The organism is Enterococcus sp. BWB1-3 (assembly GCF_016745275.1).
Lineage (GTDB): Bacteria > Bacillota > Bacilli > Lactobacillales > Enterococcaceae > Enterococcus_L.
Window position 1 is genome coordinate 1 of record NZ_JADOEP010000034.1, and the last position, 25,556, is coordinate 25,556.

Genomic DNA, 25,556 nt, shown 5'->3' on the forward strand with positions numbered 1-25,556 from the left:
GGATAGGAATCTTCAAAAATCAGCTAAATAATAACCAAATAAAACGAATCAAAATAGATAACATTGTATATATTATTCAAAGTTCTTTTGTACTTGTTTCGTACCTGTTTTGAACCTCTGAGTGCTGTGTTTTCGACTTAAATCTCTATTGAAATAGCCAGCTTATGAAGTGCACTAGAGAACCTATAACCATAATTACAAGTATCAATATAGTTTCTCTTTTTCTCCGAGCATGGTATTGTTGGGGAGTTTCTTTTCTTCTGTTAAATCTAAGACATGCCAAAATACTACCACCTTTAAATATTTTTAGTAAATTAAAATATATTTTTAATATTCTGTAACTTCATATACGAAATAATGATATATGGATACTGCTTCACTTGCATATCCCTGCTTTTGAAATTTTCGGTTAAAAACATAGCCAAGTTCCCAGCTATTTTGCTCTTGCTCGGAAAGATAAATCTGTCCGATTACTTGACCGGTTTCTTTGAGACAAATAGCCCAAAAATTTGCTGAATGACTCATTTTTTCCAAAGCTCTATGACTTTCATCATAAGTATGTACAGCATATGGCTCATATTTTACCACCACATCATCAGATAAGTAGTCGTGAACATCTGCTAAATCCTCTGATTCAAATCTTCTAATTTTCAATCTTTTACTTAACATCTTTTCGTACTCCCTTTTTCAGAGTTTTTCTAAAAATCTAAAATCATATCATACCAAGTTTCTCCGGCGTGTTGTGAACTAGAGATCCCTTCAATTTTATACCCGTTTTTTTCATAAAAAGGGATCAGTTCCTCCAAACAAGTTAGTGTAATCCCTTTTCTTTTATGGCCTTTTGCTTCTTCTGATAATTTTTTCAGCAATTTCCCTGCAATACCATGCCTATAATATTCTGGAGCAACTGCAAGACTTAGAATTGACTGATATCCGCCTGTTTGAGGATTCAAAACAGTTTTTTTGAATAGGTCATCGTACAAACATCGTTCATTAATAACCGGACCTACAACATAGCCCAAAAGTTTGTTTCGTGGATCAGTGGCAACAATAAAACTATCTGGAATGACTTGAATTCTTTCTTTCATCGCTTTTCTTGTTGCTGCTTCCTCTGGTGAGAAACCTGACTGTTCAATTTCCATAATTCTATCTAAATCATTTAATTTTGCTGATCTAAAAGTGAGCTGCACTTGTCGCCATCCTTTACAATATATTTAATTAAACTTTTTTTGTATAAAAATTCTCAATTATTATATATCATTCCTTGAAATCAATCATACCCCACTTTCACTAAACCCTGTTAAAACAACTTGGTTTGATTAATGATTTTCTCTGATTATCCAGCATTAATCAATTGTTAAGCTTCTTGAGAAAAGCAGCAGCAATGCAGATAAACTCAAACTATCTTTAATCTCGTTTTATGCAGTCATTTCTTTTACTTGCTCCTGTGACAGTTAGAGAATATTGGCAATTTTAATAAACTCTCACCTTAGCTGCTCTCTGACTGCTTCAACCCTTTATTGGTTTCAATCCAGTCTGTAACTTTCAATTGCAGATCATCAGAAATAATAAACCCGGTAAGCTTCTGCAAAGGCTCTGACAGATTCAAAAACAAATCAATGGATTGTTGCAATGCCTCCCAGTTATTTTCCATTCCAAACTGCCCTAAAACATTGAAAAGAGCCTTGTAAACAGAGGGTTCTGTCCATTCATTGATGAATCTGCCGCTGCTTTTTTCTTCAACATTCTTGTCCTTAAGAGAAAGTTCGTACCATTCGATCATTTGAAATGTGACATTCTTATATGCTTGTTCTTTAGCTTTAACCGCCCAGTTTTCCTCTATCAGCAATTGTTTGCTGATAGACAGGGTCATAAACCAGAAAAGCTGATTTAACTGTTCAAAATTTTCTTCTGTCAAAGGTATTTTCTCTAGTTGATTTTCTTGATTCGGCAGTAGCTGTTCCCCATTCCCAGCATTGTTTACAATTAATTGAACACCTTGATTAAATATTTCGGGCACTTCTTCTGATTTAATCTGTTCCGCATATTCCTTATTGGTTTTTACCACAATATCAACCTGATAGCCACCATCAAAAAGAGTCAGACGTTTCTGCTCATCATTCATTGTCTTAACCTTAAAGGAACTCCAAATCGTCCCAAATTGAGAAATAAACTTTGGTGTTTCCAAATATTTTTCAGGCTCCTCTGTATAAATTAACAAATCCAAGTCAGACCATTGATCAGTAAGCTGCTCCTTTTTAGCTCTCGAACCGATAACATAAGCCGCCTTGATATCTTTTTGCACTTTCCCAACCGAAGTGAATGCTTTAATTAAGCGATCGTAAAACAACTCATTTTTTCCCATAGAAAATACTTCCCCTTTTCAAATTATACTGCTCCTTCAAAAATAATAGAACTTCTCACTAACCTTTACAAAATATTTTAGCTTTCATCTCATTAATAATAAGATAAGTAAAAATGCTGCTCATTCATTAATTATGTTTATTATCTCAATAAAATTCAGTATCGTCCATATAAAAAAAACACCCGATATCATATCCGAGTGTTTTTTGAATTATTCAGTTTTTCAAGCCTAATAGCTCAGACATATTCAACTGCGCAAAATTTTCTCCAATTTTTTTCCTTTAGCCAGTTCATCAATTAATTTATCCAAGTAACGGATTTCCTGCATAAGCGGCTCTTCAATTTCCTCTACTCTAACACCGCAAACAACTCCTTTTATCAACGATCGATCAGGATTAAGTTTAGGTGCTTCATTGAAAAATGTTTCAAAATCAATATTGGTATCAATCTGTTTTTTTAAGCCAGCTTCGTTATAGCCAGTCAGCCAGTAAATAATTTGGTCTACTTCTTCTTTGGTACGATCTTTACGCTCTGCTTTTGTAATGTATAAAGGGTAAACGCTGGCGAAACTCATGGTATAAATTCTTGGCTTAGTCATTTTTGTTTCCTCTTTTCTGTTAATAATATCTACATAAGTATAAAATCCGCATTTACAGATTTTCTTTGATCTTTTGATCTATAATAGTTAAATTGTTCACAAGTAAATGTATGTCCTACCAGTTTACTATAAGTTTGTGCGTTCAGTGAAAATGAACTGCCGACGGACTACTGCATTACAGATCAACTGACCAATTTGTTTTTCTGATAAGTGTATCCAGTTTTCTGAATTCTTTGGATAAGTGATCAATCTCTCTTTGAAGCCTTGAAATATTTACTGTTGTTTTAATTTTTATTTCTGCTCTTGTCCTTCTAAAATTTGAATCTGTGGCAGTTGATTGAATCAATACCAATAATTTTCTCTTACGAACCATTTCTTCTCGAGCGATCAATGCTTCTGATATCGTTCGGCCATCATCCAGTATTTTCTGCTGATTACATGCATTAATCTGAGTAACCAAAAAGCTCAGCTCCTCATTTATTTTTGAATATTCTTTCAGTAATGTTTCTGGATACTCTCCAGGCTCGTCCCCTTCTTGAACTTTCAGATTCTTTAAAATTCGTTGTTGGATGCCTTCGAGTTTTTGCTGGTATTCTGAACGCAGCAATAGTCCTTCTGCCAGTTTCATTAAACCCACCTCTCTTTTGTATAATTTAGTATTTTTTGATGTAACATTTTTCTATTTCCACTAATAATAACATGAAATGTCCATCTGATAAAATTGTTACTGTATTTACCAATCGATTATTTTCTTTTTATTGCTGCTCATATAATATTATTATGTTTTAATGCAGGAAAAAGCTTTGATTGAAGGGATATGCCTAGTCTGTTAGGACCAATTCCAAAATCAAAGCTATTTATTCATTCAGTCCAAAAGTTCCTTTACAGCTGCTGCCAATGGTGTTAATGGTCTATCTAGCACTTTTTCAAAATCATCTGAAGATACATCAAGTTTCTTATTTTTAATATCGTGTTGGAAACTCAGAAACACCTCGGCTACTTTCTCCGGCAAACCACTTGCGGTAAGATTTTCGATAAATTCGTTGTCTCCTCCATTCGACACATCAAAATCTTTTCCGGAGGCTTCTTTAACAGCTCTCGCCAATTCTCTATAATCAACAGGCGTTCCTGACAGCTCCAAAATTTCAGGATATTCTGTTTTTCCTGATAAAACAATTGCGGCTGCCTCTCCATACTCCCGACGCAAAGCCCAGCCGACTTTTCCTTCTCCAGCACTATAAACAAATTTTCCACTAGATAATGCAGCCTCAATAACAGGAAGTTCGTTTTCAAGATACCAGTTATTCCGAAGAATCGTATGCTTCAGTCCTGATTTTTTGATCACCCTTTCTGTGTAGGCGTGATCTTCAGCGAGCTGGCTGTTTGCATTCATGGCGTTTGCCAAACTTGTATAGGCGATAAATTTAATTCCGGCCTTTTTTGCGGCATCAATAACATTTTTATGCTCCTGCTGGCGATTGCCGGGAGCTCCTGAAATCAGCAGTAACCGATCAATCCCTTCCAATGCTTCTGACAAAGCTTCTTGATTTTCATAATCTGCTAAGCGTATCTTAAAACCCTTAGCTTTTAAGGTTTCTGCTTTCTTTGGATTTCTTGCCAGACCATAGATGTTTTCCTTGGGAACTAATTCTTTCAAATACGTTAAAACATGTCCGCCTAATTCTCCTGTTGCACCTGTGATTAAATAATTCATTCTTATTCCTCCAATCTCAATCCTGTTCTTTTTAAAAATACAGGTTTATTCTATAATATGTGGTACTATAAATCAAGAGAAAAATCCGGAAAGGAGAAGTCTGATGAAATATTCAGTGAAATTTAGTGATGCCATACATATTTTGGCGTATATAGAAATATTTAAAGGAACAGATCTATCAAGTGAAGTTATTGCGACCAGTGTGGAAACAAATGCGGTTTCTGTCAGAAAAATTATGAGTCAGCTAAAAAAATCAGGTTTGATTATCAGTCATAGTGGAAAAGCGGTCCCGAAGCTATCCCGAAAGCCTGAAAAGATCAGCTTGTATGATATTTATAGAAGTGTGGAAAGTCATTCTGATCTCTTCCATGTCGATACCAAAACTGCTCCCGGCTGTATTGTTGGAGGGAATATTCAAGACGTCCTCTTGGAGAAATACGATTTGCTCCAGCAATCTGTTGAAAATGAGATGAAAAAAATCACACTCCGAGATATCATCGGAGAAATTTCTGAACGAGAAATTGAAAAGCATCCTGAAAATAGAAATCAGGTAAGACCATTTTTGTAAAATCCTTGATTAATAGATGAATATACCCTATAAACTAAAAGCACTTTTTCCACAATTTTTTCGGGAAAAGTGTTTTATTAAAGAATCAAAAATTTTTTTCATAGAAGAGCTGTCAAAGTTCGTTACCAACAACTGATGCTCTTCATTTTTTGAAATTTCTGCGCAAAATAATCAATAGAAATCCAAAAGCTTACCTTCCTAAATTAATGCTTGTTTATCATTTTTAACCAGTTGCTTGACCTGTTCCTTGCTATATACAGTTTTATCCTGCTTAATCATTTCAGACTGATCCTCATCTGTTTTAACAAAACGAAACACAAGAAATTCAGCTGCTTCATTATTTCTGTTTGTTAAACGATGGATACTGTTATTAACACGAACTACGTCACCTTTGTTCACTTCTAAAATTGAAATTCTCTGATTCTCAACAGATTCCACATGAAATATTCCTTCTATGCCGACGATGACTTCTTCAACAACAGTATGCGCATGCCATTCCTGAATAGCTCTGGAAGGAAGAACATTTTTGTGTACTTCAAACTCTGGATACAGAAAATAGTTCACTTCAGTTCCTTCTTCTTTTTTTACAAAAATAGAATCCTGAAGTTTTTGTATTTCGGTTAACTGGTTCATCTTATAGTCACCTCATTTATATTTTTTGTTAGAGTACAAGAAGCACTTTACCAATATTCTTTCTGGATTCAAAAAAATTATGGGCTTTGTTTCCATCAGATAATTGGAATAGGCTTGGTTTACTTATCTCAATTTTATTTTTAGAAGAGTGCTAGAATAAATACTGATTTCTATTACCTCTTTCAGAATAGTTGCTTAAATAATCAGTACTAATAATTTGATTATCTACGTAATCTCATATTCTGTAAAGGAAGAGATAGTCCCCCTTTATTTTTAAGAGAATTGATGTTATCTTCAATAATCGTTTTTGGGACAAACTTTCTCTAATCTTCTGCCCAGTATATTCTTGTTTATAAAATTCATATTATTCTTCCTCGTCAGCAAAGCTTATCTTTACGTAGGGACACATTGTTGGCTATTATTCATTATCTCTGCTTCCGAATCACGCTGTCGGCTCCGATTACGGACTCTTTTATTTAAAAATATTATACAGTAAAACAATTATAATACTTGTTTATTATTATTCCATAATCTCAGAAAAAGAAATACGATCTTCTGCTATTTTCAAGTAAGAAATAATAAAAATTAAAACCAGCGGAGTAATTTAATTTCCCAGCTGGTTTATTTGTATTCCATCAAATCTATTCACTAAATTCTGAGATAAAAGGACTTTTCTCCCCTTTATAAGTGATGAACAGCTTCTGCATGGCTCTTGATATGCTCGTATATAGAATCTTTTTATCTCGATCTGTGTGATAGTTGCTGCTTGAAACATCGTAAATCAGTACTTGATCAAATTCCAGTCCTTTAGATAGACTGATGGGCAGCACCTGAAATTGATTATTTCCTTCTGTAAAGTTTTTTTTCATGAGCCCAGCAACTTCTTTTGCCTCTGCTTCTGATTTAGTAATAATCGTGAGGCTTCCAGATAACTCAGAAAAAATTCCTTCCAAGATACTGAGTAAGTCAGTTTGCTGAGTGAATTTAAACAGCTTTGGCTGATCTCCATCAGGTCGGATAGGAATAATTTCCATCTTCTCATCATTTGTAACCAGCTGTCTAAATGTTTTTGTAATTGCTCCGCTTGATCGATAACTGCTCAATAAATTATACTGTTTTACATCCTGATTTTTCTCCTTGAATAGTCGGATAATATTAGTAAAATCAATGGATGAATTGAAAATCGCCTGATTCTCGTCGCCTACCATTGTAAATGCTGTATGAGGAAACAAATCAATTAACAAGGAAAGCTGAGCGGGAGTATAGTCTTGAACTTCATCAATTAATACAAAGTTCATTTTAGGCAGATTTATCTTTTCAATAAAGATTTGAGAGATCATCATCAGAATAACTGCTTCATCCAGCGACTTTTGATCAGCAGAAGAATAATCATTCTTTTCAGTATATGCCGAATAAATCAAATACAGCATTTTTTGATTGTCTATCCACTGAATCTGTTGAATAGCTTTGGTAATTCGCTGATATTTTTTTCTTAGCAGTGTTCTTCCATATCGAATAACACCCGCTTCGGAATCATCAGCAATAAGTTCCCCAAAGTATTTCTTTTGCACATCTTCTGTAAGAGATAAAATCTGGCTTTGTATTCGTTTGCTTTTAGCCTGAGTCGTAAGCTGGCTCTCCCAATAACTGCTTAATCGTTTTTTAGTTGCCTGCAGCTTATCTATCAACTGAGGATAATCAGGTGTAGAATGATAGATTTCTAGAATCTTTTCTTTGGTAATGATTACTTTGCCTTTAAATCGAATTTCTTTGAAGAAATCTAAATTTGAAAGCAGTAGTTCATCTGAACCTCTAAGATAATCTACAAACTTTTTTTCTCTTAAAATTTTTGTCTGTTCGTCAACCTTATTCTTATTGATTCTGGAAAAATATTGCTCCTCCTCTTCCAGATTTAAGGGGATATTACTATATTTCTGAACAAACTGAATCATCGTTAAATTCAAAGGATTTTTCTCCCCAAGAGAAGGCAGCACATCTGAAACATATTGAATAAATTGATGGTTTGGAGATAGAATTAGTATATCATCAGAGGTAATTTTTTTTTGCAGAAGATACAGTAAATAAGCGATTCTTTGCATAATCGTTGATGTTTTCCCGCTGCCGGCAATCCCATTTACTAATATAATTGGATTCTCCGTGTCCCTAATAATAACATTCTGTTCTTTTTGAATTGTCGAGGTAATATCTCTCATCAGGCTTTGTGAATCTCGTTCCAGCGCCTCCAACAAAATATCATCCTGAATGGCAATTGAGGTGTCAAAGAATTTAATCAGCCGATCCTCTTCAATAATGAATTGTCTACGATTATTAATAGATACATGAATGGAGTTCCCATTTGCAATGTATGTTGAACTACCCAGCTTATTATTATAAAAAAGTTCTGAAACTGGAGAACGCCAGTCATATATACGAATTTCTCCATCTTTATTAGTAAAATTACTGATGCCGATATAAAAATCCATTGCTGGCTCTTCATCTAAAAAATCAACATTTATTTTTCCAAAATAAGGTGAATCTAATAATGAGGTAACCTTTTTCAACTCTATTTCGGCAGTTTTTATACGAATGTTCATTTGATCGATTTCTCTGTTCTTCATTTCAAGCATAGCATAGGTATCCAGATTATCTGATATATTATCATGATTTAAACGAACATCCTCGTCTATTGTCTGAAGTGCCGAACGTCCTTCTTCTGTTGATTTTTTAACTTTATTACTAAGCTCTTCATGAGATGCAGTCAATTCATCGTATACTTCCTTCAAATAATTCTCTTCCAGCTTTTGTTCATCTGACATAACCATTCCCCTTTTCAAAAGACACGTTAAATAAGTGTAACAAAATAATATAGCACAGTTTTCATGATTTAGCTAATAAATAAGTTAATACTTGGTGAATGGATGAAGGATTGATAGTTATTGATTTTCTAGGATATCACTTTCAGCATCTAATTGACAATTCAGGGTTGTATAAGAAAGTAAAAAACCGAGACGCCATTCAGTCCCGGTTCAATCGTTATAAGCAGTTAATTATTTACTCATGTGGTGTTTCCAAAGCAAGGATCTTCTCAAGATAAATGCTTAGCCAAAGATATCCAGAAAGTTTCTGCCAAACAGAATTTTTTATCTTTATAACGTTTTGATTGAATCTGGATTCCTTTTTACTTTCAGCATTCAATTGTGATAAAAATTCCGGAAGCTGCTGAACCTCTTTTAAGAAATCATTGAGCTTATATTTCTCAAACAGGTATGAATCAGGCTGTATACTAGTCCAGCGATATTCAATATAATTTGCATTCATAATTGCTTCCCGGTAGTCAGACTTATTCTTTTTCAACATTTTATTTGCACCTTGAAGTGTATAGGATTCCGCAAATAGATCTGTTGCCTTATCGTAATGATCTATCAGGGGATTAACTTGATTTCTATTGACTGAGAGTCTTTTCTTCTCAGCATTATTGATCTCTTTCATGACAGCTGTTTTTAATGCGCTGGGCTGACCTGGTTTCTCTGCAGATTTTTCGTTCTTTTCCGTTGAATTACTTTGGGACTGTGCCACAACCTTTTCAACAGCTGGCTTAGTTTCAGGAGCAATAACGGATACTTTTATTTCTTCTTTTTTTACAGGCTCTGTTTTTGCTAGTTTCTGACTTTCAGCAACATTTCCCTCAGGTGCAGTATCAACTGTTTTTTGTTCCGTGTCTTTTGGTAATTCAGCCTTGGGTTTTACTTTTTTAGGTTCTTCCTGCTTTTGTACTTCCACTTTAGCTTCTATTTTTTGTGGTTCATTCTGTTGGACTTGTTTCTTTTCAGGCTCTTCTCTCTTTGTTGCTTCTATCTTTCGCTCAGGCTTTTTCGTTTCTTTAACAGGAGCCTGGATGTCTATTTTTTCAATGTGTGGTTTGTTATTTGTATTTGATTGGTCGTTTAGAAGTAATGCTTTCATGTCTGCTTTTTGTTCTTTCAGAAGCTTATCTATGACCGTTACTGTTTTATTATGCTCGTCATTATACCTTGAAACAGAAGTGCCAATCTGGCTCATATTTTTCTGAATTTCGTGTATATTTTGTTCAAGCTGAGTTATCTTTTTATTTAGTTCTTCATGATTTTGTTCAATACCTGTATACAATGAAGACCATTCTGTTTTATTCTCTTTGATAGCATCCAGTAGATTAGTCATTTTGAGCTCACCATCAGTTGAAAGAAGAAGATTTTCAACAATTTTTGAAACCTTTTGACTCTCCTTCTGATAATCAAAAACTACTTTTGAAACAGACTCTTCTATATGATCCAATTTGGCAGACCGTTTGTTCACTTCATCAATTCGTTTTTCCAAATGAATGCTGTGCTCTTGAATCGTTGTTAAAATTGCGTTTGTCTGTCCTTCTCTTTCTCTGATCAGTTTTGTCAGTGCTGAAAAATGTTTCTCAAGCTCAGCAGATTCAATGGCATCTGCTGAAGAATCATTTGCTTCTGTTACAAGCAAGTTAACTTGTTGAATCCTCTTCTTAATTTCTCTTGTCTCTGTTGTCAGCTGCTCATTAAATTTTTTTTCTGTTTGCTGCAGTTCTTCACTAAGAATAAGATTATTTTCTTCTATTTCGCTTGATATCTGATCTTTAAAAAATGCAAGTTTTTCTTCATTATCATCTGCTGTTTCCGTATACGCATCAATCAGAGACTGTTTCAAGCCTTCATTCTGTATTCCTTGTGAAGAAATTACAGACTCCAGCTTTTCTAGTTTTTTCTTCAATTTGGAATAGTTTCCTTTATCCTTTTGAGAGAGTTGTCTTATTTCTGTTTGAATCAGTTCAACATTTGTTTCCTGAGACATCAACAAATCGTCACTTAAAATAGCGCTGCTTTTTTCTGTCTCATTTTTAATGTCAACTAACATTCTGGTCATTTCATTTGTTATCTCAGCTCGAAAACCATCTAATTGAGCATTAAGTTCTTTTCTTAACTCATGTTGGAAGCTTTTGATATTTGAGTTAACGGTTGAGACAAATGCCGCTTCGAGATCCTGCTTCATCTCCTCAACTTCCAATGCAAGATTTGGTGTCAAAGCAGGCTGATTTGTTGGAATAACAGCGGGTACAGCAGCCTGACTATTTTCTGAAGGCTGAAAAACAGTAATAAGCTCCTGTCTTAAATGCTCTAGCTCTCTATCATTTATTACGTGGATAAACGAACATTCAAGATTTAATTTCACCGAGTTATTTTCAAAAAATTCTATAAATCCATCATCAATTCGAACCGTACTATTTCTTTTCTGAAAGCTATTCAATCCTTTAGAAATAATTTGCTCTATTTTCTTGTCATCTTCTGTATAATTTGAAAAAGTTACTTCAAAATTTCTTTTTTTATTTTCAGATGAATTACTATTTAAATTCTTAATCAACTGTGCTTCTATATAAAAGCTCATAATTCATTTTCCTCCAAAATATTTACACAATTTTACTCAACCCATTTAAAGGATATCTTTAAATTAGAGATATTGCAATCCCTCTATTAACAGTAATTACCTTTTTTTTATTTAGATTAATTATAATAATCACTTTTTTACATAAAATGATAAAATAATAAAAATATATGAAAAAATAATTCAGGAAAATGGAAAAATTAACAAAAATTTCGTTCGATATTCTCGTTTTCGGGGTATAAACTCGAGATTTCCACTTGGATATTTAAATAGTCGATCAGAAGGAGCAGCACTCCAAAAATATGACAGTCCATTGTTCCGTTCTCCAATAAAAATAATTTCTTCTTTCCTCTTTAGGTAAAGTTCTGTTCGTATACCCCATACTTTTCTCGCTTGCTTTTATATTATTCAAAAGAAAACGGTTCTACAAAAATAGCCAGAACATCAATAAAAAAGATGCTCTGACTGTTTCTTATTTCGTTTCTTCACTAAACAACTACGCCCAGACTTCTTCAGCGATTGGGCAAATGAAACTTAGTTTCTCCCATTGCTTATCTTCTGCCAGGATATTTCCTTCTTCCGTTGAACTGGACTCAAATACAACCGATCTAAGCTGATATATTGCAGTGCCTCATGAATACGATGTGCCTGATTTTGAAGTAATTAAGCTTAAAACAACCAGTTTTCCTCAGTTACTTTAGCCAGCGACTCAAATCTATCGGAACGGTCTGTATCATATTTTAGATAACAAGCATTTGATTTTTCATTCGTTAATATTTGGAAAATATTTTCTTATATAGCTATCCAGCAATTCAAGTGTGATTTATGCATAACTTTTCCCTTGAAAAGTAAAGTTTGTTGGAAAACTTCGAAGTAAAATGCTGTTTTCATTGGAAGAACAAGGTATTGCTCTTTCTTTTTCATGAAGCAGCAAAAAGACCAGTAGATTTTGCTGAGATTTATCCAAGAGACAAGCTGGGTATATGTTTGGATATTTTTCTGAATTGCATCCACTGGCAAATTAGAAAATACTACTTATTTTTCCAAACACCTGTCAGCCATTCTTTCTTTACGGTACAAAACTAATTCTATTGAAATACACGCCCTTAATGATAACTGGCATATTGAGAGTGCTTTTGTAAAGAAACATCTTCTATCAGATTATTCGCCTGGTACGGAATCGTTTTTCAGCAACTTATTCTGTATTTTACTGTTGGATTTTCAAATAAAGTCCTTCTTCACCTCGCCGGATAGCCTTTTGGATTTGTCTTTTTGCCTGTATTGATTTTTCGGAGGTCGTGACTATCTCCTCTGAAACGAGTATAAATGGATCGACACTACGTGATTTGGTCTGATGAAAAATGTCGAAGTCTTCTCCTGCTCCGGTAATCTTTAAATCAGGCGGCTGTTGTAAAAAGTCAAGCAGACATTTTATTTCCCAGCTATCAGCTGACTGTATTTTTTGAAGAAGTCCGTTATCTGTCAGAAGAAAATCTGATTCTGAAATTATTTCTTGGTTCATTGCGTAATGGATTACTTGTTTCAGCAAATAATTGCTGTAAATATTCAAGGGTTCATAAAAAAAATCAACAACAACTTTATTATACTGCTCAACAAACCATTCGCCCCAAATCAATTCATCTAAAACCATCTGTCCTTTCAACTGCTTTAAACTATTAAGAAATGAATGAATTTCATGAAGGGGAACATCATAATATCGATGAACTTCCCGAAGTGTATAGTCCACTCGATCCGCACATAATGCTGGAGCTGACTGCTCTAAAATTGCCCATTGCGTGTCATCCAGCAGCAGTTTTTTATAATCATACCCGTGGTTTTTTTAAATATTCGGAATGCTGCTTTTAGAAATGAAATCCAATTTAATCTCTTCATGGAAATTTTCTTCTTTTTTATCCAATACAAAATCAATGAGATGAGAAAATGCTGTATGCGAAACATCGTGAAGAAGCCCAGCAATTTGCTCTTCCAATGATCCACCAAGTTTTTTAATCAGCAGCATCACACCAATTGAATGTTCATATCTTGTTTCGTTCCAGACTGGATTTAACAAATATGCCGGACCGGCCATATGAATTTCTTTTAAACGCTGCAGTTCTTTACTTTGAATTAAATCTATAAGGACCTGATCTTTGAGCTCATATTCACCATATAATTCATCGGAAATTTTCATAAAAAGCACTCCTTTTGACTGAACCTGTTTTTAGATCAAAATTTTACATTTCTAATGCCGGAAATAATCTGCTTCTTGCGTTTATTAATCTGTTCAATATCTGTCAAGTACTTCTTTACATGACCGTCTTCTATATTTTTTTGAAAATTGGGTGTTCCTTTACTTGCCTCCTTTTCCATAAAAGAGACCAAATTCAGCAACCTTTTAGTGATAGCCCACGGCAGTTGCACCCGATCCTTTTCATCAAGTCCATAGATATCAAGAAAAAGCTTTGTTTTTCTGATTTTCTCACTCCAGCTAATCTCACCAGCCTGACCTCCATCTAATAGACACCAGCGGTAAACGGCATATGCAACATCCTCCATTTTTGAACCTGGATGAAGAGTATCGAAATCAATAATACCAAATGCTTTGTTATCAATTATAGTTACATTATACGGGGCAAAGTCACCGTGGCACATGATTTCTGCTTTATCACCTGATTTCAGCATCCATTTCTCCGAACCTGTTAAATTATAAATATAATTTTTACCTCTTTCATGAAAAATACTTAATAATTCAGCGGCAGAAATAACCATCTGATCTGTGAAAAAAATTTGTGGAAGCGGATCGTTGAATACTTCTCCTGGTACAAAAGAAACATACTCTGATGCTTCCGTCAATTTAAGTGGTCTTGGAACAGACTCAACCCCCTGCTTGTCCAGAAAACTCAAAAAATCATGTACCTCTTTTGACCAAGAATTCATCGGCCGTATGACAGCGTTCCCTTCTCTAAAAATTTGTCCTTCTCTTCCTCCCTGAAGTTCCTTTTTCATTGCGCTGCCTCCCTGCCAAGCCTATTTTCTGTTTATGTCTTGTATTTTCAATTTTTAGTTAAATGTATTTAAATGCTTCTCTGAAGTGTACTTTATTTATCGTATCAAACTATGCGGGAGAAAACTATCCATTTTTTTATATTATTCCTCCAGCTTTAAAATCCAAATATGACCCAATCAAATTAATTGAACAAAAAGACAACAAGCACTACAATTAAAAGTGTAAACATGAACGGAGGAAATAAGATGAAAAAAATGTATGAAACTGCCATGACCAATCATGGTGGAAGAGATGGTTACGTCGAAGCGCCAAACGGAACAATGCATATGAAAATTACACCTCCCGGTCTTCACGCAGAAGGAACAAATCCAGAGCAGCTGTTTGCTGCCGGCTATGCTTCTTGCTTTAACGGAGCATTGCAGCATGTTTTAAAAGAAGGAAGCATTGAAGCTGACAGTACAGTAAAAGCCAGAGTTTCACTCTACGGAACGGATGATGGAGGCTATCAGATTGGTGTTATTATGGATGTGCATATTGAAGATCTGGATGAAGCGACAGCAAAAGAATATCTTGAAAAAGCACATGACTTCTGTCCATATTCAAAAGCAACCAGAGGCAACATTGAGGTTAAGCTGGAGCTGATTTAAAAATAACTGCACAAAAAAGAGAAGCTATCATTTTTATAACAGCTTCTCTTTTTTTAATCAGTCTGAAATCTCTGATGGCGGCACGACCTTGCTAATCCATCGAAAAATCTACTTTTATTTCACTGTTAGAAGTTTTAACAACTAACTCTTTATTTCCGGATGTTGTATTGCTGAGATTATTCTTGCCATTTGATGTTTTCGATTCAACACTAAAATCATTTTCTTTTCCTGCAATCGTCCCTTTAATTGGACCATTTGAACTTTTAATGCTTAAGTAGCTTTTTACCGAAATTTCGTCAAAACTAATTTTTCCGTTACTTGTTTCGAATCTTCCGTCTGAAAATGATAGTTCCGATAAATCAATTTTTCCATTGGATGTTTTAAAGTCAATTTCTTTAGCATTGACGTCATCCAACTCTATCTTACTGTTATTTGTCTTGCCTTCTATTTTGTTTGCTGCTTGAATATCTTCCAGATGAATTTTTCCGTTTGAAGATTCAAGCTTGGCGTTGTTAGTACTTATATTTTCGACTGAAATTTTATTGTTGCTTGTCTTTACATTTAAAGAGCTTAACTGGCTTGAAGGAACTTCCACCATCACTTCAGCTCCTTTACCAAAGTTAAAATTGAACCATGAAAAAATTGACCAGCCTTTCTTCGGTTCATTCTTTTTGATAACCAGTTTATTATTTTGGTCATCAATTGTGTAGGTTTCATTTTTATTCTCATAATAGGTGATTGTTACTGGTTGACTCTCATCCACTCCAACAACAGTAACAGGAATATTTTTATCCTCTATTTCCAGTACCTCTACCAGATTCTCACTTACATATTCTTTTTCATCATAAGATGAACGACCAAATCCCTGACATCCTGACAATAACAGAAAAGCACTTACTCCAATAATCGCCAATCGTGTTCTTTTCATATTCATTCTATTTTACCTCACATTCATTTTTAACTCATAATTTTAGTATAGCGAATTAATTGTTAGTAAGCATAAGTCCTGCGACGGATTTTTTATGGTACAAATGTCTGATTATTTTCTTTAATACGGAATCATTCATCCTACCATCTACAAATAAAACTCTTCTAAAAAATTTAGTAAAAATTCATATCTTTGCTTTCCAATTCTTTTAGTGCAGTCTGTATGCAAGCGTTCTTCAAGCTTTCCCAGCTTCTTACAAAAATGATTGATCACAGTACTTCCCAGTCTATACACTTCTTTTGATTGAAATTGCTGAACAGGTTTGAAAGTATTTAGCGGAATGTACTTCTTTTAATTACATTAAAATCCTATTCTTTTCTTAGAAATATATTTCTATCAAATGTCAGGTATACCTGTTCTGCCATTCCTTTATGGATGCCCACTGGTTATAACACTCAAATAATTATTTTGTGATTTAATAACATAATTTTAACAAAAAACAGAAGTTATTTTTAAACAAATATGCTATACTTGCTAATGAAAATAAACAAAAGGGGTTTTTATCTATGGGAGAAAAGTACAGAAGTCGTGTATCAAGAAGAGATTCAGGGGCATCAGCATTACTGGTTATCCTTCTTCTTTTATTATTAATAAATACGCTGGGGTTAGGTTATCTGGCATACCAAACCTACCAGGCAAGCACTGAAAAAAGTTATTTTAACGAGCAAATTGTCCGTCTTGAAAAGGAGATTGATAAAATAGGCTCGGTCGCTTCAACTGCCAAGACAACCAACAGTTCAACTTCTTCAAGTGTTGCTGCCGAAACAAATACATCTGACTCACAGGAGACTGCACTGGGCGAAACAGTTCACTCTTCTACTCCGCCTGAAACTGGCATACCTGCTTCCGATGTAGATGTCGCAGAAGGACAAGAAACGGATCAGGTCCAAGATGTCATTGAAGTTGCTGAAGCTGAAGCAACTACGTATATCGTTCAGCCGGGAGATGCCCTATCATTGATTGCTGAACAGCACGGTTTAAGTTTGGAAGAAATTATGCTTAAAAATAATATGGTCGATACAACGGTTATTATTGGTGATGTTTTAACGGTCAAATAAAAGAAGCATGTCCAAAATCTGTTATTAAAGGGTTTTGGACATGTAGTATTCATCCATATAATTGTTATTTTGAAAAATTGCCTGTCTTTTAATGCCTTCTATTTCAAAACCAGCTTCCTATATAGATTTACTGCTGCCTGGCTTTCTGTTATAACAGTTAATACCAGCCGTCTAACTTTCCTTTTTTCAGCCCAACAATCAAGTTTTGAGAAAAATAGTGTGCCAAGCCCTTTTCTCTGTGCTGTTTTTAGCAAACCAATAATAACATAAGCAACATGTTTTATCTTTTCTATTGATGCTGCATCTGCAAGAAGACTCCAGCACCCCTCTCTTCAATTTGTCTAACCTCTATAAGAGCTTATCTCCTTTTTTAGAATAATGTACTTTGTTCGGCTTCATAAGGCATCTGATAATTACTTATAATCTCAGCCATCTCGTAAACGATACCAAGTTTAGTACATAGATTCTTAAAATTATCTACAAGTCTTTCATAGTTTTGGGCTGGGAAAAAGTAAGTTTCTTTATAGTTTCGTTGGTATTTCTCTGCCAATGCCGGTGACAATTTATGCAAGCTGGCTATATAATGGTCTTTTTGACGATCTCTTAATGTCATCCCAAACAACGGATAGATATAATCTGCTTGAACCTCATGGGCTTTATAGATTAAGTCTGCCATTAACTTCCAATTGTCTGTTATGTAAGGCAAAATCGGCATCATTAACAAACCACAGTATAGTCCATTTAGCTTACACTCTTCAATAGCTCTAAATCGTTCACTTGGTAATGACACATTTCTTTCAATTTTTCGTGCAAGCCCATCATGCGATGTACTGAATGAGAAGCCAAGATTTACAGGTGAATGACGTTGAATCTTTTTGAAACAATCAATATCTCTGGTGAGAAGGCTGTTCTTTGTGGCTAAAGATATGCCAAAGCCATGAATATCGATTAATTCAAGTACCTGTCTGGTTAAGTATTTCTTTTTTTCAAGCTGGTTATACGCATCTGACATGGCACCAAAACCAATGACCGCCTTCTTACGTTTCCCCTGCAATTCTTGGTTTAAAAGCACCAAAGCATTTTCTTTGTAGGTTACTTGATCAAACTGTTCAATTTGATAACACTCACTTCTTGAATCACAATAAATACATCCATGATTACATCCACGATAAACATTCATGTTATAGTCTGTACCAAACCAGTCAGTATTTTTCGTTTTTGTCAAAATCTGCTTTGCCGTAATACCAGACATTAGTATTTCCTCCTTTTCATTCAGACAGAAATTTCTGCTTTAAGTTTACACCCTGTCTTAAGAATAGAATTTATTTACTCAGAAAAAAAAGTTAAAAACCGCAGATTCCAGATTGCTTCATGATGTTGTATAATCTCGGAAGCTGTCAACCTGCTGTTATTCAGCGTTGTTGTTAATCCTTTTTTCATAAAACAATTATATCCAAGCCCATGAGCCATTCGTATCGTTGTATCAACACAATATTCAGTTTGAGCACCGCAGATTTCCAGCTGAGTAACCCCCAATGTTTCTAGGAGTGAAGTTAAATTTGTATGAAAAAAGGAGTTGGCATGTGTCTTGGAAATATAGTAGTCTTTTTCTTCTGCATGCAGCTCAGGAAATAAATGCCAGGCATGAGAGCCTGGCATCAGCTCTTCATCTTCATGTTGGATGAAGATAATCGGCCGATTTTCTTTTCGATAAACAGCGATTCGATCATTTACTTCATTTAGAACTCTCTCCAGTTGAAAGAGCTTTTTTTCTGCAGATTCAAGACCTACCTGCAAATCAATAATTAAAAGTGCTTTTTTTTTCCATGAAATAACTTGCTTCCTCTTTTTAGTTTACATAACAATATTATTGTATACTTAAAGTGGTATTTCAACTGTTACTCTCTCATTATACATAAACACTTATCAATAATAAAACAGTGCAGAAAAAACCTTCAGAGAGACTTCTCCAAAGATTTTCATAAATTTTTCTTATTCCATATACTCAAACATACGTTGCAGGCTGAACCCTCTGCCAAAGACTTCACTTGCATTCATTGAAATGATAAATGCATGTTCATCAATCCGAAGCAGCTCCTCTTTTACTTTCGGAAAATCCTTTTCCTTGATAACTGTCATTAAGAGCATTCCTTCCTGTTCGTGATATCCGCCTTTTACAGGAATCATTGTCACACCTTTATCCAGCTCTTTCAATAATGTGAGTTTGATTTCTTCATATTTTGGAGAAACAATAAAAACATTCTTTGATCTTACTACTCCAACCTGAATCAAATCGATTACTCGACCAGTTAAGAAAAGACAGATCATTGAAAAAAGAATTCTATCCACATCGAATGCAAGAAGTCCAGCTAGAATAATGGAACCATCCACAATAGAAATGCAGAGCCCCAAAGGTACTTTCAGGTATTTATGAAGGATCTGTGCGGGAATTGCCGTACCACCTGTAGAAGCATTTCCTCGAAAGACCAGTCCCAAACCAATCCCCACAGCTATCCCGCCATAGACAGCTGCCAAAAGTGCATTCTCAGTTAAAACAGGGATACCAGTTGTAGTACCCACAAAAAAAGGAAAAATTAAACTTCCGAAAACGGTCTTTAAGCCATTCTCTTTTCCTAAAAATATAAAACAAAGAATGAGCATTGGAATATTAATAGCATATAAGACCAATGCTGGATTAAAGCCAAATAAATGATTTAATACTATAGTAAGACCTGAAATACCGCCGGAAACAATCGACATAGGTAAAAGAATACTGTTAATTGCAAGTGCCAGAATAAATGATCCAATAATTACATATAATGTATCCTTTATGAAATTCTTTAGTATACTATTTTTCATCTGCAAATTCCTCTCTGATTAATCCTCAGCTATACTACCATGTCTATGAGGATTTTGTAATGAATATGAGAAAAATTTTAATGAGGAGCATTTAAAAGTATATTAAGCTTTTAATCCTTTCATATAAGTCAAGAGAAAGGAACCTGAGCAATATTTCGCCATAGATATCTTTAATCTCATTTGATCCCCGCTTTCTGTAAGACTTGAGGGACTCTATTTTGTTTTCAGCCAGTCGCCTTGTTTCCAGAACACAAGCAACAATTTCTTTCAAATAAATATCTAATCCGGTACAACAATCTAAAACACTACCATTCAATTTCCATCACACCTTGAAATAAGAGGCAAAAGAGGATCGGTTAGTTCCAGAAGTATACGCATTTTTTTCAATCTAATGAGCTGCTCGAAAATAAGTAGAAAACCTCAAAAAGCGATCGACCTGCCTCCCTCACTTGTCCTCTTGCTTAGTATGACAAATGATTGATTCATAGTCGATCGCTTCTTTTTATTCTGCTCAGTGATACACTATAACGTACCAACCGTATGTGTTGTAATCTTATTAAAACTTGATTTTGTAAAGTTATAGATCATTCACTTGATCATACTATTGACTTCTCACTGATTTCCATGGACTGTTGAACTAATCTGCCCGTTTTTAATCAACATTTTTTATTTGCTGTTGATATCGTTTAATGCTGCTTGAGCAAGCAAATTCAAATAGTTCCAAGGTCTGTCAAAATGCGGCTGGAAGAAGAAATCAGAGATTGCCAAATCTTCAACAGTCATCTTATTTTGAACAGCCAAAGATAGGGTATTCGCAGATTGTGTAATATCATACTTGGACATCAACTGACCTCCAACAATCCGATTCGTTCCCTTCTCATAAACCAGTTCCATCATCACGTTTTCAGTCGTGGGCATAAACTCCGGACGATAATTATCTTCAAAAAATGTCGCTTCAACTTCAAGTCCGTTCATTTCTGCACTTTCTAATGTCACTCCGGTAGAACCGATTTTCCAACCGAATAAATACAATCCGGAAGTTCCTTGTGTACCGCGGTAAGCCAGTTTATTTTCTGTCAGATTGCAGCCTACCAGCATTCCTTGGCGAACAGCATTCGTTGCTAAAGGAATATAATTATTCGTTCCGCTTGGATTATAGTGTACCACTGCACTATCACCCGCAGCAAGAATATCTGGATTGCTTGTATGCATATACTCGTCCACAATCAGAGCACCATTAGGAAGCATATCAACTTTACCGTCAAGCAATACAGTATTAGGTTTGAACCCTACACACATAATCACCATATCTGCATCAAATTCCTGACTTGGTGTAGCAACTTTAGTTACAATACCAGAAGCATCAGTTTTAAACTCCTGAACATTTTCTCCTAAAGCTAAAGTTACTCCTCGGTCAACTAATTCCTTTTCAAGAACATCTGTGAAGGCTTTATCTAAATATTTATTTAGAATACGATCCAACCCGTCAATTAAGGTTACTTGTTTCCCGGATTCTACAAATGCTTCAACCAATTCAATCCCAATGTAGCCGCCGCCAACGACAACAATTTTCTTAGCATTTTTTGCTTGTTCGATGATTACATTTGCCTGATTGTAGTTTTTGCAAAGTAAAACATTTTCTGAATCAATCCCGGGAATTGGGGGAACGATTGGCCAAGAGCCTGTTGTCATCACTAATTTGTCATATGAGACAGTTTCAACTTTTCCAGACAATAAATCTTTTGCAACAACAGATTTATTGTCAACATCAATAGATTCCACCTCATGTTCCATGTGTACTTTTGCACCAAGAGATGCTAATTCTTCAGGATTGGAATAAAACAGTCCCTTAGGATCCTTTACAACGCCTCCGACATACAGAGCAATTCCGCAAGACAGGAAGGATACATTATCATTTCTTTCATAAACAGTCACTTCTGCATTTGGATGATGGGCCAGAATATTTTTCACAGCCGCTGTACCAGCATGAGTACATCCTACAACTACCACTTTCATAATATGGTTCCCCTCTACTTTCAATTTTTCTAAATTTTGTTTCCTGCATAGGACCTAAAAGGTTCTAATACAGGTTACAATTAGAACTATAACAAACTGAGAATCATTATTCGATTCTTGTGCTTGTGAATCGAAAGAATATTTTTCACAATATCCAAGATGAAAGTATAATATATTTTCTATATTGTTCACAGATTTATCTAGGATTCCCTTATAGCAACAAAAAAAGCTGAGAGGATCAACTCTCTCAGCTTGTGAAATCAAACTTAATCAGGTACTGCAGCAATTACTTCAATCTCAATTAGCACATCTTTTGGGAGTCTTGCCACTTCAACTGCAGAGCGTGCCGGCAGGTGTTCGTTAAATGCTGTGGCATAAATCTCATTAAATGCAGCAAAATCATTCATATCTTTCAAAAAACAAGTCGTCTTAATCACTTGATCAAATGAAGTTTCTGCTTCGTCCAAGATAGCCTGAATATTTTTGAGTACCTGTTTTGTTTGTTCTTCTATCGTGTTTCCAATAACTTCTCCCGAATCAGGATGAAGCGGTACCTGACCAGATGCAAATAGAAATCCATTGTATATGTTTCCCTGTACATAAGGTCCAATTGCTTTCGGTGCACGATCAGTATGTATTTTTTTGATCATAAGGTACTCCTATTCCTTTATTTTTTGACAATCCGGACATACGCCATATAGCTCCAAACGATGTTCATTGATTTCAAAACCAGTAAGCCTGCTGGCAGCCATCTCTACATCTTCCAAACCAGGATAGTGAAAATCGACTATTTTTCCACAATTTTGGCAGATTGCGTGATAATGCTTTTTTGATCCGAAGTCGAATCGGCTGGAAGCATCTCCATAATTCATTTCCTGAACAAAACCAATTTCTGTAAAAAGTCTTAAGTTGTTATAAACAGTAGCAACGCTCATATTAGGAAAGCGCCCCTCCAATGCCCGATAGATTTCGTCCGCTGTTGGGTGCGTATGATTTTCTATTAAGTACTCTAAAATAGCATAACGTTGGGGAGTAATCCGAATATTGGCTTCTTTCAATTCTTCCATTGCATTTTTGACCAATACATTATCCATTGAAAAATCCCTCCTTTTCTTAAATAATACTATTTCTAAACAAGCTTTACAAGAAATATTGGCTGAAAATGTTGTAAAACCGGGAATTCTTCCTGTTTATGTTAAATAAAAGTTTCATTAGTAATGAAAAACATTTAAAAATTGGTCTGGTACATAAATAATTCCCAGACCAATACTATTTGGAAAATCCGAGTAAACGGTTGAACAGAAACACAAGGCTCTTTTATTGCCTGCGGTCAGCTATTCTTCTGTTTGATATAAAGCAGTCGACAGATATCTTTCACCATTATCAGGAATGACAGCAAGTACCTTTTTGCCTTTCCCAAGCTTTTGGGCGGTTTCAATCGCAGCTTTTATCGCAGCACCAGCTGAAATTCCTACCAAAATTCCTTCCTGTGAAGCTGCTGCTCTTGCAGTTTTTATTGCATCATCACTTGATACAGCAATCACTTCATCATAAACTTCTGTATCCAACACTTTAGGAATAAATCCAGCGCCAATTCCCTGAATTTTATGCGGACCAGGGGTACCCCCTTCTAAAACCGGTGATTCAGTTGGCTCAACTGCAATAATATTTATAGAAGGATAAACACGTTTTAATTCATGACCGGCTCCGGTAATTGTCCCGCCAGTACCAATACCGGAAACAAAAGCATCCACACCGGAATTGCCAAATGCGTCTTCAATTTCTTTTGCCGTTGTTCTTTCATGAATTGATGGATTTGCTGGATTATCAAATTGAAGAGGCATAAAATAGCCATTTTGTTCAGCTAGTTCAGTTGCTTTGGCGATTGCGCCCTTCATTCCTTCAGTACCGGGAGTCAAAATTAATTCTGCTCCGTAAGCTTTCATTAACTGGCGACGTTCCACACTCATTGTATCCGGCATAACAATGATTACTTTATAGCCTTTTGCAGCGCCGACCATTGACAAGCCGACACCTGTATTCCCGCTTGTCGGTTCAATAATCGTACCGCCTGCAGTTAATTTGCCGTCAGCTTCTGCTTTTTCAATCATACTTAACGCAATGCGATCTTTTACGCTCCCTCCAGGATTGAAAAATTCCAGCTTCACATAAACTTCAGCTGCATCAGTCGGAACAATATTGTTTAATCGAACAATAGGCGTTTTCCCTATTAATTGTGTAATAGATTTAGCAATTTTTGTCATGTGATTTCCCCCGTTCATAATTATTAGATTTCTCTAATCATAGCGCATTTTTTGAAATCACGCCATTAATTTGCTATAGTTATATAGTTGTCCACTGAAATTTATAAATCCTTAATAAAAGTAGTGTATAGTAAAGAAAACAATAATTAGGAGCTAGGTAAATGGAAATTATAAATATAAGTCCAAGAGGTTACTGTTATGGGGTTGTTGATGCAATGGTAATTGCCAGGAATGTCTCCCTAGATGAGTCGCTTCCGAGACCTATCTATATATTGGGAATGATTGTTCACAACAGACATGTGACGGAAGCCTTTGCCAGTGTTGGTATCCAAACACTCGACGGAGAAAATCGGGAAGATATTCTTGATCAAGTTGACACAGGAACTGTGATTTTGACGGCTCACGGAGTCTCTCCGAAAATAAAAAAGCTGGCTGCTGAAAAAGGACTGACTGTCATTGATGCAACCTGCCCGGATGTAACTATTACACATGAATTAATCGAAAAAAAGGTAAATGAAGGTTTCGATGTTATCTATATTGGCAAAAAAAATCATCCTGAACCAGAAGGGGCTGTAGGCGTTGCACCGGAGCATGTTCATCTGGTGTCTACTGTTGAAGATATCAATGAGTTATCGTTCACTGAAGATAAAAAATTATTTTTAACTAATCAGACAACGATGAGTCAATGGGATGTATTGGATTTGATTGAGTTAATAAAAAGTAAATTCCCATATATCCGTATTCATCAGGATATATGCAAGGCAACACAAGTAAGGCAGGAAGCAGTTGTGGAACAGGCTCAGGGCTGTGATTTGACTTTAGTGGTTGGTGATCCGAAAAGTAATAATAGCAACCGCTTGGCACAGGTTTCTGAATCTCAGGCGGGTGTGAAGGCGTATCGTGTTTCAGACGTTTCCGAAATCCGTCCGGAATGGCTTAAGACTGTAAAAAAAATAGCAGTCACTGCCGGCGCTTCCACTCCCACACCAATTGTCAGAGAAGTTCTTGACTATTTGGAGAATTTTGACTATTTGAATCCAACTACCCATATTAAAAAATCTGAAGTTGCGGACGAAGCGATACTTCCCCGACCAAGAATAAAAGAAATAGACAAAAAAAGAGAACGACGCTTAGAAGAGCTGCGTCAGGGGAAACGGTAATCAGAACTAATTTTAAATCCCAAACTCTCTTTATATCTAAATGCGAATAAATGGCGGAACAAAAGCAAAAATTCTTTTTGCGACGAGTAACCGCAGGAGCAGCTCCTTCGAAATTAAGGGCTCTTTGTCAAATCGGACTGATAGTATCACCAATGAACATCGGAAGAAGGAATCGAACTCCTTCTCCGGTGTTTTTTATTTGTATTGAATAAGGCCGTTGAGTAAGAAAATTCGGGTACGC

General features: G+C 35.4%; 25 protein-coding genes. 4 read left to right on the forward strand and 21 right to left on the reverse strand.

Annotation, left to right across the window (positions count from 1 at the left end; translation table 11 throughout):
* Positions 1–327: 327 nt before the first annotated feature.
* From IW492_RS16245 to IW492_RS16270, 6 genes are all read right to left on the reverse strand, one after another.
* Positions 328–669: a GNAT family N-acetyltransferase gene (locus IW492_RS16245; protein ID WP_202068982.1), complete on the reverse strand. Its 342-nt coding sequence runs from the start codon at positions 667–669 to the stop codon at positions 328–330.
* 29 nt (positions 670–698) lie between these two features.
* The gene (locus tag IW492_RS16250) at positions 699–1,190 is read right to left on the reverse strand and encodes a GNAT family N-acetyltransferase (protein ID WP_202068983.1); all 492 of its coding nucleotides are present in this window, start codon (positions 1,188–1,190) and stop codon (positions 699–701) included.
* Positions 1,191–1,489: 299 nt separating this feature from the next.
* The gene (locus tag IW492_RS16255) at positions 1,490–2,365 is read right to left on the reverse strand and encodes an aminoglycoside 6-adenylyltransferase (protein ID WP_202068984.1); all 876 of its coding nucleotides are present in this window, start codon (positions 2,363–2,365) and stop codon (positions 1,490–1,492) included.
* A 246-nt stretch (positions 2,366–2,611) separates the two neighbouring features.
* Positions 2,612–2,962 (reverse strand): DUF2200 domain-containing protein, encoded by a 351-nt coding sequence (locus tag IW492_RS16260; protein WP_202068985.1) that lies wholly within the window; start codon positions 2,960–2,962, stop codon positions 2,612–2,614.
* A 175-nt stretch (positions 2,963–3,137) separates the two neighbouring features.
* Positions 3,138–3,590, reverse strand: a complete 453-nt coding sequence (locus IW492_RS16265) for a DIP1984 family protein (RefSeq protein ID WP_202068986.1) — start codon at positions 3,588–3,590, stop codon at positions 3,138–3,140.
* Between the two features lie 237 nt (positions 3,591–3,827).
* Positions 3,828–4,676, reverse strand: a complete 849-nt coding sequence (locus IW492_RS16270; RefSeq protein WP_202068987.1) for an SDR family oxidoreductase — start codon at positions 4,674–4,676, stop codon at positions 3,828–3,830.
* A 103-nt stretch (positions 4,677–4,779) separates the two neighbouring features.
* Between IW492_RS16270 and IW492_RS16275 the strand changes: the two genes are divergently transcribed.
* Positions 4,780–5,244 (forward strand): Rrf2 family transcriptional regulator, encoded by a 465-nt coding sequence (locus tag IW492_RS16275; protein WP_202068988.1) that lies wholly within the window; start codon positions 4,780–4,782, stop codon positions 5,242–5,244.
* Between the two features lie 198 nt (positions 5,245–5,442).
* Here IW492_RS16275 and IW492_RS16280 read toward each other — a convergent pair whose 3' ends face one another.
* From IW492_RS16280 to IW492_RS16300, 6 genes are all read right to left on the reverse strand, one after another.
* Positions 5,443–5,877 (reverse strand): cupin domain-containing protein, encoded by a 435-nt coding sequence (locus IW492_RS16280; RefSeq protein WP_202068990.1) that lies wholly within the window; start codon positions 5,875–5,877, stop codon positions 5,443–5,445.
* 641 nt (positions 5,878–6,518) lie between these two features.
* Positions 6,519–8,699 carry a HelD family protein gene (locus IW492_RS16285; protein ID WP_202068992.1) on the reverse strand — a complete coding sequence of 727 codons (2,181 nt, stop codon included), beginning with the start codon at positions 8,697–8,699 and terminating at the stop codon, positions 6,519–6,521.
* 229 nt (positions 8,700–8,928) lie between these two features.
* On the reverse strand, positions 8,929–11,319 hold the full coding sequence (locus IW492_RS16290) for a hypothetical protein (RefSeq protein ID WP_202068994.1): 2,391 nt from the start codon (positions 11,317–11,319) through the stop codon (positions 8,929–8,931).
* A gap of 1,204 nt (positions 11,320–12,523) precedes the next feature.
* Complete coding sequence (locus IW492_RS18190; protein WP_236671966.1) at positions 12,524–13,063, reverse strand: hypothetical protein; 540 nt, start codon at positions 13,061–13,063, stop codon at positions 12,524–12,526.
* A 93-nt stretch (positions 13,064–13,156) separates the two neighbouring features.
* Entirely contained in the window at positions 13,157–13,507 is a 351-nt protein-coding gene (locus IW492_RS18195; protein WP_236671967.1) for an HD domain-containing protein, read from the reverse strand.
* A gap of 35 nt (positions 13,508–13,542) precedes the next feature.
* Positions 13,543–14,322: a phosphotransferase gene (locus tag IW492_RS16300; RefSeq protein ID WP_202068996.1), complete on the reverse strand. Its 780-nt coding sequence runs from the start codon at positions 14,320–14,322 to the stop codon at positions 13,543–13,545.
* 246 nt (positions 14,323–14,568) lie between these two features.
* Between IW492_RS16300 and IW492_RS16305 the strand changes: the two genes are divergently transcribed.
* Positions 14,569–14,970 carry an organic hydroperoxide resistance protein gene (locus tag IW492_RS16305; protein ID WP_202068998.1) on the forward strand — a complete coding sequence of 134 codons (402 nt, stop codon included), beginning with the start codon at positions 14,569–14,571 and terminating at the stop codon, positions 14,968–14,970.
* 91 nt (positions 14,971–15,061) lie between these two features.
* On the opposite strand, the gene IW492_RS16310 is transcribed toward IW492_RS16305, so the two are convergent.
* The gene (locus IW492_RS16310) at positions 15,062–15,904 is read right to left on the reverse strand and encodes a DUF4097 family beta strand repeat-containing protein (RefSeq protein WP_202069000.1); all 843 of its coding nucleotides are present in this window, start codon (positions 15,902–15,904) and stop codon (positions 15,062–15,064) included.
* A gap of 560 nt (positions 15,905–16,464) precedes the next feature.
* Here IW492_RS16310 and IW492_RS16315 point away from each other — a divergent pair.
* The gene (locus IW492_RS16315) at positions 16,465–17,016 is read left to right on the forward strand and encodes a LysM peptidoglycan-binding domain-containing protein (protein WP_202069002.1); all 552 of its coding nucleotides are present in this window, start codon (positions 16,465–16,467) and stop codon (positions 17,014–17,016) included.
* Positions 17,017–17,114: 98 nt separating this feature from the next.
* Here the strand turns inward: IW492_RS16315 and IW492_RS18780 are convergent, their stop codons facing one another.
* The 8 genes from IW492_RS18780 to cysK form a co-directional block, all read right to left on the reverse strand.
* Positions 17,115–17,309, reverse strand: a complete 195-nt coding sequence (locus IW492_RS18780) for a GNAT family N-acetyltransferase (RefSeq protein WP_442896368.1) — start codon at positions 17,307–17,309, stop codon at positions 17,115–17,117.
* Between the two features lie 77 nt (positions 17,310–17,386).
* Positions 17,387–18,268: an SPL family radical SAM protein gene (locus IW492_RS16325; protein WP_202069007.1), complete on the reverse strand. Its 882-nt coding sequence runs from the start codon at positions 18,266–18,268 to the stop codon at positions 17,387–17,389.
* Positions 18,269–18,342: 74 nt separating this feature from the next.
* Entirely contained in the window at positions 18,343–18,849 is a 507-nt protein-coding gene (locus IW492_RS16330) for a cysteine hydrolase family protein (protein ID WP_202069020.1), read from the reverse strand.
* 159 nt (positions 18,850–19,008) lie between these two features.
* On the reverse strand, positions 19,009–19,875 hold the full coding sequence (locus IW492_RS16335; protein ID WP_202069009.1) for a YitT family protein: 867 nt from the start codon (positions 19,873–19,875) through the stop codon (positions 19,009–19,011).
* Between the two features lie 666 nt (positions 19,876–20,541).
* Positions 20,542–21,891, reverse strand: coding sequence for an NADH oxidase (locus IW492_RS16340; protein WP_202069011.1), 1,350 nt, complete (start codon positions 21,889–21,891; stop codon positions 20,542–20,544).
* Positions 21,892–22,157: 266 nt separating this feature from the next.
* Complete coding sequence (locus IW492_RS16345; protein WP_202069013.1) at positions 22,158–22,541, reverse strand: RidA family protein; 384 nt, start codon at positions 22,539–22,541, stop codon at positions 22,158–22,160.
* A gap of 9 nt (positions 22,542–22,550) precedes the next feature.
* Complete coding sequence (perR, locus tag IW492_RS16350) at positions 22,551–22,985, reverse strand: peroxide-responsive transcriptional repressor PerR (protein ID WP_202069017.1); 435 nt, start codon at positions 22,983–22,985, stop codon at positions 22,551–22,553.
* A 240-nt stretch (positions 22,986–23,225) separates the two neighbouring features.
* Positions 23,226–24,155, reverse strand: a complete 930-nt coding sequence (gene cysK / locus IW492_RS16355) for a cysteine synthase A (protein WP_202069018.1) — start codon at positions 24,153–24,155, stop codon at positions 23,226–23,228.
* 161 nt (positions 24,156–24,316) lie between these two features.
* On the opposite strand from cysK, the gene IW492_RS16360 reads away from it, so the two are divergent.
* A complete protein-coding gene (locus tag IW492_RS16360) occupies positions 24,317–25,315 on the forward strand; it encodes a 4-hydroxy-3-methylbut-2-enyl diphosphate reductase (RefSeq protein WP_202069019.1) in 999 nt (332 codons plus the stop codon).
* Positions 25,316–25,556 lie beyond the last annotated feature (241 nt).